This is a genomic window from Lysobacter sp. A286, from assembly GCF_054052105.1.
Genome location: NZ_JBSVRJ010000002.1, coordinates 210,918 through 228,247 on the forward strand (window position 1 = coordinate 210,918; position 17,330 = coordinate 228,247).

The window sequence follows — 17,330 nt, forward strand, 5'->3', positions numbered from 1 at the left end:
AGTGACTATTTTCATTTCACCGCCGCGGCTACGGTCGGACGCCTTAACCACTGCGGAGACGACAATGAGCAAAATCCTGGTCCTTTATTACTCGGCTTATGGCCACATCGAGCGCATGGCGCAGGCCGTGGCCGAAGGGGCGCGCGAGGCCGGCGCGACCGTGGACATCCGCCGCGTGCCCGAGCTGGTGCCCGAGGAGGTCGCGCGCGCATCGCACTACAAGCTCGACCAGGAAGCACCGGTTGCCAAGGTGGACGAACTGCCGGATTACGACGCGATCATCATCGGCACGGGCACGCGCTACGGCCGCATGGCCTCGCAGATGGCGAATTTCCTCGACCAGACCGGCGGCCTCTGGGCGCGGGGTGCGCTGCATGGCAAGGTCGGCTCAGCGTTCACTTCCACCGCCACGCAGCATGGCGGCCAGGAAACCACGCTCATGGCCATCCATACCAATCTGATGCACTTTGGCATGGTGTGCGTCGGCCTGCCCTACAGCTTCCAGGGCCAAATGCGGCTCGACGAGGTGACTGGCGGCACACCCTACGGTGCCTCCACCATCGCCGGCGGCGACGGCTCGCGCCAGCCGAGCGAAAACGAACTCGAAGGTGCCCGCTTCCAGGGGCGCCTGGTGGCCGAGGTCACTACCAAGCTCGCTGGCTGATCCGGGCTGTCGGACGCACAATGCAGGATCCTCGCGATCCTGCATTGGCGGAAGGCATGGAGCATCTGAAGCACCCAAGATCACCATCACGAAGGAACTGGAGCCGCTGGCTCATCGTGGCGGTCATCCCGCTGTTGGCCGGCGCCTGCTCAACTCTTCGGGTCCACGACAATGCCGCGCTGCGCTCGCGCATGAGCTTGGATGGCTTGGCACTCGCGGGCCATCTTTCCAACACCACGAATGAAGTCGTGTCGATGCTGGATCTTCGCACGACGTGTTCCCGCGCGAGCAACGAATGCGCCTCACGGATTATCGACGCTACGGGCACGATCCGCGAGGGCACGCGGTTGATCGCCGCTTCCGACGTCCTTTATCAAGCGGCCAAGCACGGCCCCCAGGACACCCGGGTCGCGCACTGGCGCGCCTGTGCCCACCATACCCATCGCTACCTGCACGCCCCGATGCTTCCGGGACGGCAAGGGCCAATCACCGCGCGGACGCAGTTGGCACTCCGACTGCACAATGCCTGCACGGCCGGGCTTGCGCTGAACGCGATCGCAGTCCGGGGACCCGAGGGCTTCGAATGGGACGTTGAGGCCGCCCACTTCCCACGTCCGGCGGTCACAAACGTCGTGCTGGCGAACCAAGTCAAGGTGCGCGGTCTCAGGACACGCCATGTCGAGGACGGCATCGGGGTCGCAGCGATCGCCAGCGGCCGTACTGACGCCGCCATCGGGTCCTTTCCCCCACAGCCCTTCGCTTTGGCCATCAACATTCTGTTCGAGCCTCTTGCCAGCGGGGGGGAGCGGCTCGTCGCTCGTGACGCATCTCGGGCGGGCTCCATCGACACCGCGTTCGGTCCAATCACGCTTTCGCGCGACATGAGCGCCGCCTACGCGAGGGCCGCGGTTGGCTTTGAGAATGAGCTTGGCTATCTGAGTGCGCTGTTTGCTGCCGAAACGGGCCGCGACGATTCCCAGATCCGGCTCTTGGCGCCCGTGGATCCGAACAAGACGCCGGTGATCCTCGTACACGGCTTTGCGAGCAGTCCGATGACTTGGGCGAACATGGTCAACGAACTGCTCGGCGATCCCGACATCTCCGAGCACTACCAGTTCTGGATGGCGCGCTACTCGACCGGCATGCCCGTGTTGGTCAACCGGCAGGAGCTGGCCGGGACGCTGCAGGACTTCCGCAGCCGAGCCTCAGCAGCTTCCGGTGGTTACCGGCATGCGGTGCTGGTGGGGCACTCCATGGGAGGCGTGATTTCACGCCTGTTGCTGACGGATCCTGGAACCGCGCTTTGGAACGCCGCCTTCACTGCCGATCCCGACACCTTCGACCCAGGTGAAGCCGTGGATCGCGCGCGCGAACTCTTCGTGTTCCAGCCGATCCAGGGCGTGGACGAACTGGTGATGATTGCTGCTCCCCACGGTGGTAGCACGCGGGCTGAGGGACTCGTGGCGCGCCTGGTTCAGCGTTTCATTCGCTTGCCGGTCGACACCATGGACTACCTGGTCCAGTTGGCGGTCGAGCATCCAGAGAGCGTCCAGCCTTCAGTGCTCGACAACTATCGTCAGGGTGGTCCGACCAGCCTGGGGACCCTGTCGCCTGACCAGCCAGTGATACATGCCGCTCGGGCCTTGCCAGTGATCGATGGCGTCGCGATCCATTCGATCGTCGGTATCCAGGACCCCGCCAGGCCGGAAAAAGGCGACGGTGTAGTGTCGCTGGAAAGCGCGACCTGGACGGCCGGGAGCGTGGATCACGTGACTGCCGGTCACGACTTACAGACCGAACCCGCGACAATTTCGATTTTGAAGAGGATTCTGCTTAAGCGGATCAATACTGCCCCTCTTTAGAATGACCGGCTCAGAGTGACGCTACCAAACCGCGGGCTTTCATGCTGTTCATTGAACTCGCGCGTGCGGAAATATCGCGCGAAAGCCAGCTTCCAGGGGCCGCGATTCACGGTGAAGCCCAATGCCGTTTCAGCGACGATAGACTTTTTGTCGACGTCATGGCTGTCATGGAACAGGTTTCCGTCCAGCGAAGGGTCGTAAATTGACCAATATGTATCCACGGCGAGGAAGACATGCCACGCAAAGGACGGATCCCTGCCGTTCGATGGCGGTGCCGTGTTGTCGCCTGCGGGCCGGACTGGGCTTGAACCGAAGTCATCCGGCAGGTTGTGCCCAACGCGGAACTCGAAGCCCCCGTTGATGCGGGTCATTGGGTTGCCCAACGCGGCACCCCAATGGCTGATGGCATCGCCCTGCAATCCGCTTCGCCCCAAGTCGAAAGCATTCGTGCGGTAGGACCGCTCATGGCGGACACCAACAAGGATCTCGTCCTTCAGTTGGTGTTCCCATCCGGCGAACTTCTCCGACCCGGTCAGGTCGTGGATCGCATCCTGCGAACGCTCAGCCAGCGAACTGGGCCCCAGGATACCGACGCCCAGCAGAGTCGTTCGCAAGGTATTGCCCTTGCGCGCGTTGTAGCCGGCCACCGCCATCAGTGTTCCAGCATAGGGACGGTCGCCAGTGTCCAGGTCGCTGCGGAGCGGGTCAGTAGGTGTATAGATACGCTGCTCGATGCGCAGCACCATGTTCTGCTGCTCGGCCCCCGCGGGCTGCATGAACTCGAAGTTGTCGTTCAACCAACGGGCGAAACGCGGCAGGTTCGTGTCGGCAGTGTAGTCGGCAAGGTTTGGGGAAACGACGGTGAGCTGTATACCGCTGGTGTAGCCACGGTCGCGGCTGGCGAACAGATCGTTGTCCACGCGCAGGTTCACGGTCGCCGCTGGCCTGGTCGGCGGTTCTGGCTCCGACCAACCCTCCACCGCCGCAGCGGTGAGAGGAATGGTGCCCAAAACCACGGCGAGCAGGATGCGCACCATGCTGATCCCGCTGAGACTGCCGCGGTTCATGGCAGTTCCGGCAGGTCGAACACCAGCAGCTCGGCGCCGGTTCCGCGTTCGACGAGCACCTCGTCTTCGTTCGAGTACAGCAACGCGTCCCCGGCGGATACCGCATGGCTGTTGATCACGGCCGATCCGCTCACCACGTGCACATAGCCCAGGCGACCCGGGGACAGGCGGAGCGTATCGGTCTCCGCGCCGTCGAACAGGCCGACATACATCCGCGCGTCTTGGTGGATCGTCACTGATCCGTCTGCGCCGTCAGGGCTGGCCACCACCCTGAGCCGGCCACGTTTCTCCGATTCGGGAAATGCCTTCTGTTCATAGCTGGGCGGAATGCCCGTGATCCTCGGGATGATCCAGATCTGCAGGAAGTGGGTCACGCCTTCGCGATCGTGGTTGTACTCGGAGTGGGTGACCCCACGGCCCGCGCTCATACGCTGTACCTCTCCCGGGACGATCGATGCGCCGTTACCCATCGAATCCTTGTGGCCGAGCGCACCGCTGATGACGTAGCTGATGATTTCCATGTCGCGGTGGCCGTGGGTACCAAAGCCCTGGCCCGGTTGTACGCGATCCTCGTTGATCACGCTCAGCGGACCCCAATGCATATGGAGGGGGTCGTGGTAGTCGGCGAACGAAAAGCTGTGCCGGGACTCGAGCCAGCCATGGTTTGCATGGCCGCGCTTGTTTGCAGGACGAAGAGTGATCATGTCATCGCCCCCTTCAAGCACGGGCAGGGGAGCGAGTGCGAGCAAGGCGCAACACACGATCAAGGCTGTAGTCACCTGCACCCTGCGTGGTGAGCAGCAGGAAGCCGCCGGCAATGGCGATGTTCTTGAACAGGTTGTTGAACTGGTTGGCGTCGCCCAGGTCCAAGTGGAACAGGAAGCCGCTGGCCAACGAGAACGCACCCAATGCCAAAGCCGCCCAGCGTGTGAAGAGACCTGCGAGGACGGCAAGGCCGCCGCCCACTTCAAGCAAAATCACCAACGGAAGCAGTCCGCCGGCGATGCCCATGGAGTCCATGTAGTTTTGGGTGGCGGCATAACCACCGATCTTGGTGACGCCCGAGAGGATGAAGACCAAGGCTAGGCCGGTGCGACCGGTCAGAAGTGCAGTGTTGTTCATGGTGAAAGATCCCGTGTGGTTGAAGGAGGCGCCCAACAGCGCTGATTGACGGGGTCAGTATCTGTCGCAACAAATGTGGGACAAAGGCATGAAAACTGAAGTCATTGATTCCGGAAGTGCGACATTGAGCGCGAAGTGCTGTTGCATCTCCGACTAGACGCGCCGCTAGGTACATGACGAATTACATGGCGCCGGGCGTGTATGAAGTTGTGGCGTCGGAGGAAGCGGCTACGTCGTGCGAGTGCTGTCCCGGCTTGTCGGCGGCTCCAGCAGGCATGCTCCCGCCTGGTTCGGTTTCCAGCGCGGCGCCTCGTGCCAATGTCCGGTGCACGGGGCATTTGTCGGCGATTTCCATCAGTCCCGGTAGCGGTAGGTTCGTGTTGCCATCTGCAGCAATGCTGCCCATGCCTACGCGACTCGCCTAAGAGAGTTGCTTCCCGACCTCGATGCGTACGCGTTGAGTTGCGAGGTGGGCGAGTGCAAGCCCGCGCCGGCTATGTACCACGCCGTCATTCAGTCTCTGAGCGCTCAGCCCAGACATGCGCTTTTCATAGGGGACAGTCCGCGGGCCGACCTGGAAGGTCCGTTGGCGTTCGGAATGAAGGCCGCGCTGCTTGATCGATCCCGAGAAAGTCTCGATGAGCTGCTCAGCCGCGAACTAGGCTGGCGTTAGAACACTGTCGGTATACGGGAACCGTCTGGTCCTATGTTGGACCAGGGGATCGCTACGTGTGGCTCGATGCCCGCCGACGAGCAGGACGCTGTCATGGCGATCGAACCTCCCGAGCAATCGAACGCCTTGAGGCGGACGTCGGCATCCGACAAGGCGATATTGATCGGCACGTGGACGGCGCCACTACCTGTTCGGTACCACGGTCCACCTCCAGCAGGCCGCGATCCATACGACCGACTTCCGCTACAACGTGAAAGCAGCAGTCGGGTGATTAGGGAGCGCGCTCGAGGATGCGGCAATTGGTTCCAACTGAATTCGATGCCGCGCGCCCCATGACCGCAAGTTGATCGAATTGATCAAAGACTCGGATGCAGATCAACACACCCTCTGTGGCAAAACACCGTTGGGCGTCTGCCATCGCGGCAGTCCAAGCTCGATAGAGCGTTGGATAACGCATGTTTGCGGCTGGACTCGGGATCAGATCGCCGGACTGGTCGTTTTCTCGCAACTCAACGCGGTACTTCATGCCTGCGACCTTTGGACTTCAGGGATGCCCCGGCGCTCTGCTTCGATTCCGTTCGGCCGGACTCCGATGCGATCACTGCAGCTTCAGTGGTGGCCTAGCGCCGGGGCATGTACAGGTTGTTGCTCTGAGTGATTGATCGCCATCGGTGAACGTCTCGTCGAGATGTCAGAGAGCTCCTACAATTAATCAGATTGAACAATCCATTTGAACGGATAATTTTGCTGCCAATCAGGGGGCAGCTGAGCGCCGAACCACGGTTCCTCAATGGCAAAGGCTTCTTCGCCGTCCGGCAGGTCAACCAAATGGAGCGCGGGGTAATGGCGAACTAGCCGATCGGCCTCTTTCCTGATGTGCTCGGGAAGCGTCGTGTCCTCCCGAAGCTCCTTCAGGAAGCTGCCTGCTTGGATGAGGTTTCGGGTTAGCTCGGTAGACGTTGTCATGTTCTTTCCTTGGTGACAGGACCGTACAGGTACTCTCGCCACCAGCCGGGGTCGATCTCGGGGTCGAAGCACATGCCGCGCATGCCCTTCTCCTGCAGCAAAGCTTCCGTTTGGATGTCAGTGGCGGTCGGGTAATGCCGGAGGAGGCGATGCGACTCTTGACGCACTGGTTCCGGCAGTGTGTCGTCACTCCGAAGCGACTGCAGAAACCGTCTCGTCTGAACAACGCACAGGCTTCGTTCGTTGGGAGTGCTCATGGGATTTTCCTGTGGCGTGAACTGGATGGAGTGTGGCGACGTGTCGTCGCAGTGGATGAGATCGGTAGGCGTGTGGTGGGATCCCGCCAGCTCGCCGTCCCGGCGAAGCGGGCGCCTGAAAGCGGCGTGGAATTCACCACAGGTGTTCATCGGGTGCACGAACCCCGATCGGAAGGCGCGGGAACTCGATTACGTTCCCGCCGGGGGGCGAGCCTTCGCGGATCTCTTCGTGCCGGTAACGATGGACAGCTTCAATCTCGGCCAGTATCGCTTGGTGCTTTTCCGCACGAGCAAGCAGCTTCGTGACCGCCTGCGCCGTGGTGTCCCGAGCCGGTGAGCGCTGCTCCAACATCAGTTCCCGCAGTGCCGTTGCCAGTGCGGGGGCCTCATATGCCAGCTGATCGAACGGGCCATCCAGCTGGCTGAGTGCTACAAGCTCCTGTTGGGATATCTCATAGCCGTTGCTCCAGTCATCCCTTAGACACCAGATGGCACCGACGTGACGAATCAGGGCGAAGGTGATGGCGACGTCACGCTCACGTACCTCAGTGGTACGACTGTCCTGGACTGCTTCGGCCAGCGCGACCGCATCCAGGGCGAGGCTGCCGGGGGCACCACGATGCTCCAGTGGCGTGTCCCAGTACTCGTAGAAAATCTCCGGCGTGTTGAACACATCGCCCAAGAACCTGCGCAGGGGTTTTGTCGCCATGGCATCAACGATGTCGCGGCACCGGGCTACCACCTCGTCGGTCGTGCCGAACGAATGAGGCACCAAGCTGAGCGCGTCCATCGTGTGACACCACTCAAAGCGGGTAACCACATGCAGGCCATGCTCCGTCTGACCCACCGGGATCAGGTGCGCAACGGCTTTTCGCAGGCAGGCTGCCGGTACCTTCGGTATGGGCTCCCAAGTCAATGCGTCGAGAGATCCGTGCTCGTGAATTAGTCGAACCTGTCGACACTCATCGTGGTGGATATGACCAGGCTCGATAACCGCGTTGAGGGTGATGGCGTGAGGCAGGGCGGGGTAGTGGCTCATGTTGGGTTCTCCAGTTAGCGGGCGACGAGATCGGCGAGGGCGCGACGCAACTCGTCGACATCCATCGAAGCGAGCTGGTCGGGGGAAAGGACGGCTGTTGTGTCGGCACCGCTGCCGGTGTTGATCAGGCCGCTAAAGGCCAGTCCGTCCTGCCGCGTCAGGTTGGGGACATAGCGCGAGTACACGGTGAACAGCATCTGGGTGTTGGCGTGGCCCATGACCCGGGCGATCCACTCAGGGCTCTCGCCAGCGGCGAGCATCAACGTCGCAGCCGTGTGGCGTGTCTGGTACGGTCGCCGCTTCTCAATCTCCAGATAGCGCAGCAGCGGATACCAGATGCGGTTGGCGAAGTTGTGGGCGTCAAGAGGAAAACCACCGCGTGACGTGAACACATACGGGTTGCCGAGGTCACGCTGCGCGAATTGATCCTCCATGGCTCGCCTAACCTCCGGGAGCATTGGGATGTCTCGAGCGGACTGCTGGGTTTTAGTGGCCTCCTCGCTCTCTCCGGCGGAGTACGTCTCGCGGACCAGGATCAAACCCCGCTCCATGTCGACGTACTTCCATTTCAGGCCGTTGATCTCGCCGGTGCGCATTCCGGTGAAGAACCGGACTGTTACATAGTTGCGGAAGTCGACGCGGATGGTTGAGCGGATCTTTTCCACCTCCACGAGCGAGAACGGCTGGACGTCGGGGCGGCGTGCCCTGAGGCGTCTCACGCCCTTGAAAGCGTCCGGCAACCCATAGCGGTCACTGGATTCGGTCAGCATTTGCCGCAGGATGCCGATGACCTTGTTGATGGTGGACGCAGACAGCGTTTTGTCGGCGCGCCCTGGCAGCAGCGGCAGCTTGGCCCGGAACGCGAGCACGTCCGCCTTCGTGATGTCGGACAAGCGCTTCTTGCCGAACTCCGGGAGCAAGTGGGCCTCGAAAGTGGCGTCCACGCTGCTGCTGTGGAGTCGGCGCCACTGGGGTGCCATTTCCGCCCGCCAAGTCACCGAGAACTCGGCGAAGGTTGGTGTTTCGGGTAGGGCCTGCTTGGGAGTAGGCGGCATGATTGCCGCCAGCACTTCTCCCGCGACGTGCGCAGAGAACCGCGCCGCCTTCGGGCTGTTGGGAAATGTGGCCGCGTAGTCGAACAGCCCCTGCTTGATCTCCTTGGAGATACGGCTCATTAGTGCCTGCACTCGGCTGCGGTTTTCTGCCGTGTCTGGCAGGGTCGTCTGCTCCCGGCAACGGACGCCGCGGTAGAAGAAGTCCAGGTAGAGGGTGCCCGTCTCGGCCCGGGCGCGGACCTTAGCCATGAGCCCGCCCTCCGTTGGCCATCGGGATCTCGTCGGCAATGCCAGCGGAGACCGGCCCGCGGCCCGCCGAGAACTTGCCGATGTCGCGCTGGATCGCATCCCAAATGAAGAGGAGCTTCCGGCCTCCGAACGGGCGGATGTAGTGGACACCCTCCAGCAGTACGGCATCCTTCAGCCGGGTGCGGATAGTCCGGGCGTCGTAGTGAATCCGGGTGGCGAGTTCGTCTGTGGTGATGTAAGTTTGCACGCAGTTGCTCCTTGTCGTGTCTAGTCAACGGGTGTCGCCGATAGACGACGCTTGTTGACGATCATAGACGACGAAAGGTGCTTGTCAACGACTAATGTCGTTTATACGCGGCAGTATTTAAGAGTTATTCATGATTCGATTCCGTCTAGCCGAACTGATCGCGGACAAGGCTTTCAAAGAGCGACGCGTAGTGCCGCTGACGGAAGTGGCGGATGCAACGGGCATCCACCGGGCGACGCTGTCGAAGATCGCCAACCAGCCCGGAGCAAATATCGGTACGGATATCATCGATAAGCTCTGCAAGTACTTTGGCTGCCAGCCGGGCGAGCTACTTACATACATTGATGAATACAAGGGGACGGTCTAACCGCCCCAGACTCAGCACCTGAGAACAGGGTCTGCAACGATCGCTGTGATCAGCAGGGGATGAAATGACCAACGACGAATTCAAGCGCACCCTCTGGGAAGCGGCCAGAGGCGGCGTTGCTTTATGCCTGCAGCAAAGTAGAGGTTTCCAAGGCTCGGCAGTAGCGCACATCCACGCTCAAGTCGAGCGAACTACTTCAATTGAGCCTGGTTGGTCGTGGACCTCGCGAATCGTCCACATGCTGGTGTCTGTGTCATCTCTGATCGAGCGTTGCAGGAGTGCTAGCGTGGTGGCGACGTCCGCGCGAAGCGCGCACTCCCAAACTGTGATGACTCGCCAGTCATCCTTGATCAGGGCTGCGGAGCAAGCCGCGTCCCTCGTCCGGTTCAATGCCAGCTTCTCGATCCAGAAGGAACGACGACTCTTGGGTACTCGGAAGAACCGGCAGTCTTGGTGTGCGTGCCAGAAGCAACCATTGATAAAGATCGTGGCTCGCCACTTGGTGAGCACGAGATCTGGTTTGCCCGGAAGATCGCGGCGATGTAGTCGGAAACGGAATCCGGCTGCAAACAGGCCTGAACGCACGAGTCGCTCCGGGCGCGTATTGCTGCTCCGGATGCCTGACATCATTCGCGACCGTGCTTCCGGCGTTACGACGTCGGCCATTCCACACTCCAACTAATCAATTGGTTCCATTTATGGCGAGCAGTGCCAAAATCAAGATCGTGGACATATTCGCTGGACCGGGGGGGCTTGGGGAAGGGTTCTCGAGCTTCATAGAAGGAAACGAGGCCCCATTCAAGATCGTTCTTTCTGCAGAAAAGGACCCGGCCGCGCACAAGACATTGACGCTCCGTGCGTTCTTTAGAAGGTTCAAATCACCTGACGACGTCCCGGAAGCGTACTACCAAATCGTTCGTGGGGAGATCAGTGCGAAAGATCTTGAAGGGCAGCTAGCAGAGCAATGGAAGGAAGCTGAGAAGGAAGCGCTGTTGCTTGAACTGGGGCCTGAGTCAGCCCGGCTCCACAAGGAGATCAAGGCAAGAATCAAGACGGATGACGAGCCGTGGGTGCTTGTGGGTGGGCCGCCGTGTCAAGCGTACTCCTTGGCAGGAAGGTCCAGGAATAAAGGAAAGAAGGACTACGTCGCAGAAGACGATATTCGCCACTATCTATATCGAGAGTATCTACAGATACTTTCTGATTTTGCTCCTCCTGTTTTCATAATGGAGAATGTCAAGGGGATTCTTACGGCCGCGGTTAACGGCAAGCGTATGTTTCCCACGATACTTCAGGATCTCCATGATCCAAAAACGGCCTTGGGGGAGTGCTCTGGGGCAATTTATGATATCTACCCACTTTCAGCGGACGGAGCCAGCGGAGCATATGAGCACGGAGAGTCAGAGGCCGAGTTGAGTCGCTTTCTTGTAAGGGCTGAAGACCTAGGAGTTCCCCAGGCTCGGCACCGTGTAATTTTATTGGGTATCAAACGTGACCATGGATTGGCGATTCCACAACCAATGGAGCGCGCGCCGATGGTGACGGTTGGGGAAGTTATCCGGGACCTCCCAAAGTTGCGCAGCGGTCTGTCGAGGGGCGATTCGGACGATCAATGGCTAGAGACGGTTGAACAGCAGCAAAAAAAAGTAGTCGAAATACTTGCGGAACACGAAGATCTGCAAGATGTCCGGTATGCGGTCATGGACACGCAAATCTTGAGTGATGCTCCACGAGCATCCAGTAAAAAGCCCGATGGTAGAAGCCATATCACTTACGCTGACTGGTATCACGATTGCCGACTGAAAGTGACCTTGAACCATGACTCAAGGGGGCATATGCCGAGTGATCTTGGCCGATACCTGTACTGTGCCGCGTTTGCCCAAGTCATGGAGGGGAGGTCGCCAACAACGAGGAGGGAAGATTTCCCGTCAAAGTTGAAGGCAAAGCACAAGAATTGGGATAGCGGCAAATTTGCCAACAGGTTTAAGGTGCAGTCTGCGGAAGCGCCCTCATCAACAATAGTCAGCCACATCTCGAAAGACGGACACTACTTCATCCACCATGATCCTGCCCAATGCAGAAGCTTTACGGTGCGCGAGGCGGCCCGGGCACAGACATTCCCGGACAACTACTTCTTCATGGGCGGGAGAACTGATCAGTACCATCAAGTCGGAAATGCCGTGCCACCGCTTCTGGCAAGAAAGATTGCCGAAGTTGTCTGGGGTTGCATGAAGGGGACCGTGAGCGGACGCTAAGGTCAACAACAGCAGGTGCTGTAAATAACGGTTGGAGGGGGCATGGGGGAGCACGACGAGGCCGCGGAACTGGCCATTTCTGGCTATGTGCGCGAGCTACGATTTGGGGTCATGCAGGGCGCTGCTCTTGAGGACGCGCATGAGCAGTTGCTTGCGAGTGTCCGTAGGCAATTTGCGCGGTACCCGGACATCATCGAGGAACGAGAAGCTGCGCTGGCTGAGGCGTTGAGTCTCGAGCGCGCTCAGCGGGACAAGGTGTCGTACTGGCGCAAGGCCGCACTGAAGGCCGGACGGCCTGACTGGTATGGAGGTCCGGACGACGGCTCACGGATCTGGCAGGCGCTGCGACGTCGGTTAAAGGAGGTCGGTCGATCCGAGGACGAGATTGAGTCGGTCGATATGGACAGTACTGCGGTGTTGTCTCTGACCGACAATCCGGGGCAAGTCCGATTCTCCACCAAGGGTTTGGTGCTCGGTCACGTGCAGAGCGGCAAGACTGGCAATATGGCTGCAGTCGTCGCAAAGGCCGCAGATACGCCGTACAAGTTCTTTGTGATTCTGTCCGGCCTCACTGATAGTCTGAGAAATCAGACCCAAGCGCGGCTAGATGCCGACCTTGTAGAAAACGGCCACGCTGACAGGTGGTACAAGTGGACGCAGGTGGATCGTCGTCAGGACGACGGCCGAATTGAAAAAGGTGATTTCAATCATCCACCACGCAGCGGCTTCCCACTGGCTGGTCCGCAATGCCATATCGCGGTGATGAAGAAGAATGCAGCGATCATGCGTCGCTTCAAGCGAAAGCTGAAATCCACTCCTGCGGCTCTTCTCGCCCAGACTGCCTTCATGATCATCGATGACGAATGCGACCAGGCCAGCGTCAATTCGGCACGTCTACAGGCATCAATTTCCGCGACTAACCAGGTGATCCGAGAGATCGTTGCCATGCTTCCCAAGGTTGCCTATGCGGGCTATACGGCTACTCCGTTCGCCAACATCCTGATTGATCCAAACGAACCCCAGGATCTGTACCCGCGCGACTTCATCCACCCGCTGATGAAACCCGATGCGTACTTCGGTGCGGAGGAGCTTTTCGGACGGGAAGCACTTCAGGGAGAGGATGCCGACGTTGACTCGGGCTACAACATGATTCGGATCGTCGATCAGGCGGAGATCCCGGGTCTGAGGCCTGCACCGAAGCAAGCGGCCAGTTTTTCCTTCGAGATGACGGAGTCAATCAGCAAGGCAATCCGCTACTTCATCCTGGCGGTTGCGGCCAGGCATGTAAAAGGCCAGGAGGACGAGCATTCGACGATGTTGATCCATACGTCGGTGCTCAACTTGGTCCATTTGGCCACTCGAGCTGTTGTCGAACCCTATCTGCGAGATCTTGCACACCAGCTGGGCAGGGGTGACGGCTCCCTCCTTCGTGAGATGGAACAGCTCTGGGTTACCGAGTCCGAAATCGTGGATGCAGCCCAGTTCGGAAACGAGAAGATCCCATTTGAAAGGTTGAAGCCATTGCTTGCTGCAGTTGCGTCATCCATCGATGTAAAAGTCGAGAACTGGAGAAGCCAAGACCGGATTGACTATTCCGAGCCAGGGCGGCGGTACATCGTGATTGGCGGCAACGTCCTTGCAAGGGGCCTGACCCTGTCGGGCCTTGTTGTCAGCTTCTTCATGCGTACTTCGAGTCAGTACGACACGCTGATGCAGATGGGGCGATGGTTCGGCTATCGCCCTGGGTACGAGGAGCTGCCTCGGGTCTGGATGGAAGAAGATGTCCGCGATGCGTTCTTCGACCTTGCAACAGTTGAAGAGGAGATACGGCGTGACATCGACACCTATGCAATAGACAACGTAAAGCCAATCGAGTTTGCCACCCGCATCCGGAAGATCCCCGGCCTGGCGATTACAGCCAGGACAAAGTTGCGCAACATCAGGACAGCGAACATTGGCTTCGAGGGAGAGCACGTTCAGACCATCAAGTTTAGGCGGTCTGAACGGGATGTTCTCGTTGCGAACTGGGATGCAGGACATCGGCTTGTTGAGAGTGCGGCAGCTTACAGCCAGATTCGGAGAAACCGGGTAGCAACTGGGGTGCCCGCAAGTCACATCGACCGCTTCTTGGATGAGTACCAGATCGAAGAGGGGAGAACCCTCCAGAGCAAATTCCTAAAAGCTTATATTCAGAATTTGGCAGAAACAGATCCAGCTGCCCGCCTGTGGAATGTCGTTACCATCTCGGGCAATGCAGAACAGATGAGTGAGCGACCGCTTGGGTCGGATGATTGTGTGGCGTGTGTTACCCGCAATCCGTTAAAGAATTCAGGTGAAATGGCTTTCGTCAAGGCGATCATGTCCCGAAGTGATGTTCTTGCCGATATGGAGAGCGTCCCAGCCGAGCTGGGGGACAAGGGATGGAAGGTGCTCAAGGAAGCGCGATACGCGATGGGTATGCCCCCGTTGCTCGTTCTGTATCCGATATACCGAGACTCTCAGCCCAGACCCAAGAGCGATCGTGAGCCGATGGGTGCAGAGGCGGATGTGCTGGGGTTCGGAATCGTTTTCCCCGGAAAGCCTGGTTCTGGAACGGTCTATGTGCAGGCGGATATTCCACCCTTGGAGTCGGAGGAAGACTACGAGGGCGAGAACGCCATTCCCGAGGAGCTGATTGATGGCGAATAACGGGGCGGAGCGTCCCGAACTGAGGCTCGTGCGAGCTTGGCTCGCGGCAGAGCGGCAGGCACCGAAACGTGGCTTGCTGCGAGTTGTTCCTGTCGACTCGGAGGGTCGCCAAGTCCAGCTGTCCGTGACACCAGAAGGTTGGCGAGGGCTGGTAATGCCGATCGAGTCCGGGGAAGTGGTGAACGTCCCGAAGGAGTTCCGAAGTAGCTCCCGTGGTGCACTGCGTGCCGAAGTAGCGCAGTTCTCGGCCGGTGCGAAAGCGACCGATGCATTGCACGTCTGGTGCCGGGATCCCAAGTGCAATGATGCCTTCACCGCCTTCTCTGTTTTCCTGCTGGATCGGAAAGTCGACGAAAAGAAGCTTGAGGTGATTCTGGCGGAGTCATATGCCGAGTTCGAGCGCCTTTTGGGGGCCGCAGAGGTCCTTGATGGTCCTCGCCTGACCGGACTTGTGGGCGAGCTGCTCGTCCTTCTTGATGGGGTGCGGATCGAGCCGGACATGGTGATGCATTGGGCAGGACCGCGAGGGGAGCGGCATGACTTCCGCAAAGGGAAGTCGGCAATCGAGGTCAAGTGCTCACTGCGATCGGAGCTCAAGGCAAACCGCGTACAGATCTCAGACTGGGACCAGTTGGAGAGCCCTGAGGGCGGCGGACTTCATCTGCATTCGATCCGGCTCGAACAGGTCACCAACGGCGACTGGTCTGTGCCGTCGCTTCTTGACGCCATCAAGTCCCGTCTGGATAGCAAAGGCCTTGCGGTGTTGGATGAGCTGCTTGCCGAGTATGACCAAACGCTGATCGACTGCACCCGGGAGTTCTCGGTCAAGGAGCGCAGCACGTATCACGTTATCGACGGCTTTCCGCGACTTGTGCCGAGCATGCTGCTCGCCGGAAAAGCCCCCGGGGTGTCCGGGGTCAGTTATGCACTGGACTTGGACCATGCGGAACCATTCAGCGCGGATTGGAACAAGGTATTGATGAGGTTCTTCGGAGAAGGTACTGATGCTTGAGCGTTTGTCCGAGCGTGTGGGCACGACTGGCAGCATTCAGGGCGAGGGCATTGCGAACTTGCTTGGCCGACCGCCATTTGATCCATTGACTCTTGTGCTTCGGGAGTCGGGGCAGAATGTCTGGGATGCACGCGACCGGGCCGACGGCGGGGACTTGAGGATTCCCCGAATGCTCGTGCGACTTCGGACTCTCGACAACAGGCAGGCGGGGGTGCTGCAACGACTTATAGAGTCAGGTGACGATTGCGAGGACGAGCCGCGCGAGAGCAATGTGCTCAGGACCTGCCTGGCGGGGCAGGATCCGGTTCGCGTCTTGGAGATATGCGACTTTGGAACCATTGGGCTGGATGGCGAGACAGACCCCCAGTCTGCCGTCAGCAGGTTCGTCAAGTTCTTCTTTGATTTCGGAAATGCCCATGTTGAGAGCGGTGACGGAGGGACCTATGGTTATGGTCGTTCCTCGCTCTATCTCGCCGGAAAATCCAGAACCATTCTTGTTGATTCGCTCATTGCCGGAGCTGAGCGTCGGTTCATGGGCGCCCGTATAGGAAATTCCTACCACCGTGAGATCAATGGCCGACCAGTCCGATTCACAGGGCGGCACTTCTGGGGCAAGGTCAATGAAGATCGTGGTGTCGAACCTGTGCGAGGGAGATCTGCCGCAGGACTGGCTGGCGCGCTGGGCATGCCAGAACGGTCCGAGGCGGAAACTGGGACGACTATTCTGATTCCCTGGGTGGGGCTGACAAAGGTTGATTCTGGGCTACGGATCGCAGACATCCTGCTCCACAATCTTTGGCCCAAGCTCGTCTCAAAGCAGGGCCCTCGCGCCATGCAGATCGAGGTGGAGGAAGAAGGAGCTCCCGTTTCCATACCTGATCCGGGCCAGCATCCGGTCTACAGCTTGTTCGCTTTTGCGCTGCTAACCGCCCGTACTCGAGATTCAGGTAGGGGCGCTGAGGCGATGGTGGTGCGCAAAACCAAGGTGACCGGACATCTGGCATTCGCTGAATCCACAAAACGACCGCCATCTGACTCCGCAGCCGATATCAGCGAACGACCAGAGAGAATCTTCGATGGGCCTGTTCGGCATGTGGCTCTCATGCGGCCCAGTGAGTTGGTGGTTCGTTACGTCGAGTTTCCCGGGATGCGCGAAGAGTCCGATTGGGCAGGCGTCTTCCTGTCAAGTGAGGACGAATCATCGTTGCGTGCATTTGCGTCATCCGAACCACCAGCTCATGACGATTGGGTCCCCGATCGTTTGAAGGGAGCGGACGCCACTCTTGTCCGAGTAACTGTGCGAAAGCGGATTCCAGAGGCGGTCCGACAGAGGTTCGGAATCACCCCTGTCAGCGATTTGTCAGTTGCTGGACTCGAGGCCTCGCTCGCCGCTGCAGCTGACCGATTCTCCGAGCGTTTCATTTCCGGTGGTGGAAGCGCGCCAGGAGATGGGTACTGCGGAGGTGGCGGTGGCGGTGGCGGTGGCGGGGGGTCGACTTTCAGGACGCCGGTTTTCTCACAGCTGCGCGCTGATGGGGATAGACGCTTTGCGCTTTTCAAAACGGCCCTCACAAAGAATACGCAAGCAATCGAGCTTCGCGGGTTCGCCGAAGTTGAGGGGGCCGGCAAGGAAGGCCTGCCGTCCGGTATGCAAGCTCCCCGTGTTGTCGGCTGGCTGAACCCATCTGGCATGCGTACTGACGGCGACGCATGTCGGCTGGATCAACCAGGTGAATACGTGATGGAAGTCGAGTTCCGTGGCGATTACGCGATTAATGTTCGATGCGAGCCTGTGGAGCAGTAAATA

General features: G+C 59.5%; 17 protein-coding genes. 8 read left to right on the forward strand and 9 right to left on the reverse strand.

Annotated elements, in window-relative coordinates:
• Nucleotides 1-64 precede the first annotated feature (64 nt).
• A complete protein-coding gene (gene wrbA / locus ACW7G0_RS11185) occupies nt 65-664 on the forward strand; it encodes an NAD(P)H:quinone oxidoreductase (RefSeq protein WP_456961539.1) in 600 nt (199 codons plus the stop codon).
• 20 nt (nt 665-684) lie between these two features.
• Nucleotides 685-2,526, forward strand: coding sequence for an esterase/lipase family protein (locus tag ACW7G0_RS11190; RefSeq protein ID WP_456989681.1), 1,842 nt, complete (start codon nt 685-687; stop codon nt 2,524-2,526).
• Here the strand turns inward: ACW7G0_RS11190 and ACW7G0_RS11195 are convergent.
• The 3 genes from ACW7G0_RS11195 to ACW7G0_RS11205 are packed head-to-tail and all read right to left on the reverse strand — an operon-like array spanning nt 2,523 to nt 4,715.
• The gene (locus ACW7G0_RS11195; protein WP_456989682.1) at nt 2,523-3,593 is read right to left on the reverse strand and encodes a lipid A deacylase LpxR family protein; all 1,071 of its coding nucleotides are present in this window, start codon (nt 3,591-3,593) and stop codon (nt 2,523-2,525) included. The two genes, ACW7G0_RS11190 and ACW7G0_RS11195, sit on opposite strands and share 4 nt — an antisense overlap.
• Nucleotides 3,590-4,297 carry a pirin family protein gene (locus tag ACW7G0_RS11200; RefSeq protein WP_456989683.1) on the reverse strand — a complete coding sequence of 236 codons (708 nt, stop codon included), beginning with the start codon at nt 4,295-4,297 and terminating at the stop codon, nt 3,590-3,592. Before ACW7G0_RS11200 ends, ACW7G0_RS11195 begins: the two co-directional genes overlap by 4 nt.
• 13 nt (nt 4,298-4,310) lie before the next feature.
• Entirely contained in the window at nt 4,311-4,715 is a 405-nt protein-coding gene (locus ACW7G0_RS11205; RefSeq protein ID WP_456989684.1) for a DoxX family protein, read from the reverse strand.
• A gap of 385 nt (nt 4,716-5,100) precedes the next feature.
• Between ACW7G0_RS11205 and ACW7G0_RS11210 the strand changes: the two genes are divergently transcribed.
• The gene (locus ACW7G0_RS11210) at nt 5,101-5,388 is read left to right on the forward strand and encodes an HAD family hydrolase (protein WP_456989763.1); all 288 of its coding nucleotides are present in this window, start codon (nt 5,101-5,103) and stop codon (nt 5,386-5,388) included.
• A 708-nt stretch (nt 5,389-6,096) separates the two neighbouring features.
• Here the strand turns inward: ACW7G0_RS11210 and ACW7G0_RS11215 are convergent.
• The 5 genes from ACW7G0_RS11215 to ACW7G0_RS11235 form a co-directional block, all read right to left on the reverse strand.
• The gene (locus tag ACW7G0_RS11215) at nt 6,097-6,354 is read right to left on the reverse strand and encodes a BPSL0761 family protein (protein ID WP_456989685.1); all 258 of its coding nucleotides are present in this window, start codon (nt 6,352-6,354) and stop codon (nt 6,097-6,099) included.
• Entirely contained in the window at nt 6,351-6,611 is a 261-nt protein-coding gene (locus tag ACW7G0_RS11220) for a BPSL0761 family protein (RefSeq protein ID WP_456989686.1), read from the reverse strand. The genes ACW7G0_RS11215 and ACW7G0_RS11220 overlap by 4 nt, the downstream gene beginning before the upstream one ends.
• A 133-nt stretch (nt 6,612-6,744) precedes the next feature.
• Nucleotides 6,745-7,650 carry a hypothetical protein gene (locus tag ACW7G0_RS11225; RefSeq protein ID WP_456989687.1) on the reverse strand — a complete coding sequence of 302 codons (906 nt, stop codon included), beginning with the start codon at nt 7,648-7,650 and terminating at the stop codon, nt 6,745-6,747.
• A 14-nt stretch (nt 7,651-7,664) separates the two neighbouring features.
• Nucleotides 7,665-8,954, reverse strand: coding sequence for an Arm DNA-binding domain-containing protein (locus ACW7G0_RS11230; RefSeq protein ID WP_456989688.1), 1,290 nt, complete (start codon nt 8,952-8,954; stop codon nt 7,665-7,667).
• Nucleotides 8,947-9,201 carry a hypothetical protein gene (locus ACW7G0_RS11235; protein WP_456963324.1) on the reverse strand — a complete coding sequence of 85 codons (255 nt, stop codon included), beginning with the start codon at nt 9,199-9,201 and terminating at the stop codon, nt 8,947-8,949. The genes ACW7G0_RS11230 and ACW7G0_RS11235 overlap by 8 nt, the downstream gene beginning before the upstream one ends.
• Nucleotides 9,202-9,331: 130 nt before the next feature.
• Here ACW7G0_RS11235 and ACW7G0_RS11240 point away from each other — a divergent pair, with 130 nt between their 5' ends.
• A complete protein-coding gene (locus tag ACW7G0_RS11240) occupies nt 9,332-9,568 on the forward strand; it encodes a helix-turn-helix domain-containing protein (RefSeq protein ID WP_456963325.1) in 237 nt (78 codons plus the stop codon).
• A 177-nt stretch (nt 9,569-9,745) separates the two neighbouring features.
• Here ACW7G0_RS11240 and ACW7G0_RS11245 read toward each other — a convergent pair whose 3' ends face one another.
• Complete coding sequence (locus ACW7G0_RS11245; RefSeq protein WP_456989689.1) at nt 9,746-10,234, reverse strand: very short patch repair endonuclease; 489 nt, start codon at nt 10,232-10,234, stop codon at nt 9,746-9,748.
• 32 nt (nt 10,235-10,266) lie between these two features.
• Between ACW7G0_RS11245 and ACW7G0_RS11250 the strand changes: the two genes are divergently transcribed.
• The 4 genes from ACW7G0_RS11250 to ACW7G0_RS11265 are packed head-to-tail and all read left to right on the forward strand — an operon-like array spanning nt 10,267 to nt 17,327.
• Nucleotides 10,267-11,823: a DNA cytosine methyltransferase gene (locus ACW7G0_RS11250; RefSeq protein WP_456989690.1), complete on the forward strand. Its 1,557-nt coding sequence runs from the start codon at nt 10,267-10,269 to the stop codon at nt 11,821-11,823.
• 42 nt (nt 11,824-11,865) lie between these two features.
• Nucleotides 11,866-14,511 carry a Z1 domain-containing protein gene (locus tag ACW7G0_RS11255; RefSeq protein WP_456989691.1) on the forward strand — a complete coding sequence of 882 codons (2,646 nt, stop codon included), beginning with the start codon at nt 11,866-11,868 and terminating at the stop codon, nt 14,509-14,511.
• Nucleotides 14,501-15,523: a PD-(D/E)XK motif protein gene (locus tag ACW7G0_RS11260; protein ID WP_456989692.1), complete on the forward strand. Its 1,023-nt coding sequence runs from the start codon at nt 14,501-14,503 to the stop codon at nt 15,521-15,523. Before ACW7G0_RS11255 ends, ACW7G0_RS11260 begins: the two co-directional genes overlap by 11 nt.
• Nucleotides 15,516-17,327 carry a hypothetical protein gene (locus tag ACW7G0_RS11265; RefSeq protein ID WP_456989693.1) on the forward strand — a complete coding sequence of 604 codons (1,812 nt, stop codon included), beginning with the start codon at nt 15,516-15,518 and terminating at the stop codon, nt 17,325-17,327. The genes ACW7G0_RS11260 and ACW7G0_RS11265 overlap by 8 nt, the downstream gene beginning before the upstream one ends.
• Nucleotides 17,328-17,330 lie beyond the last annotated feature (3 nt).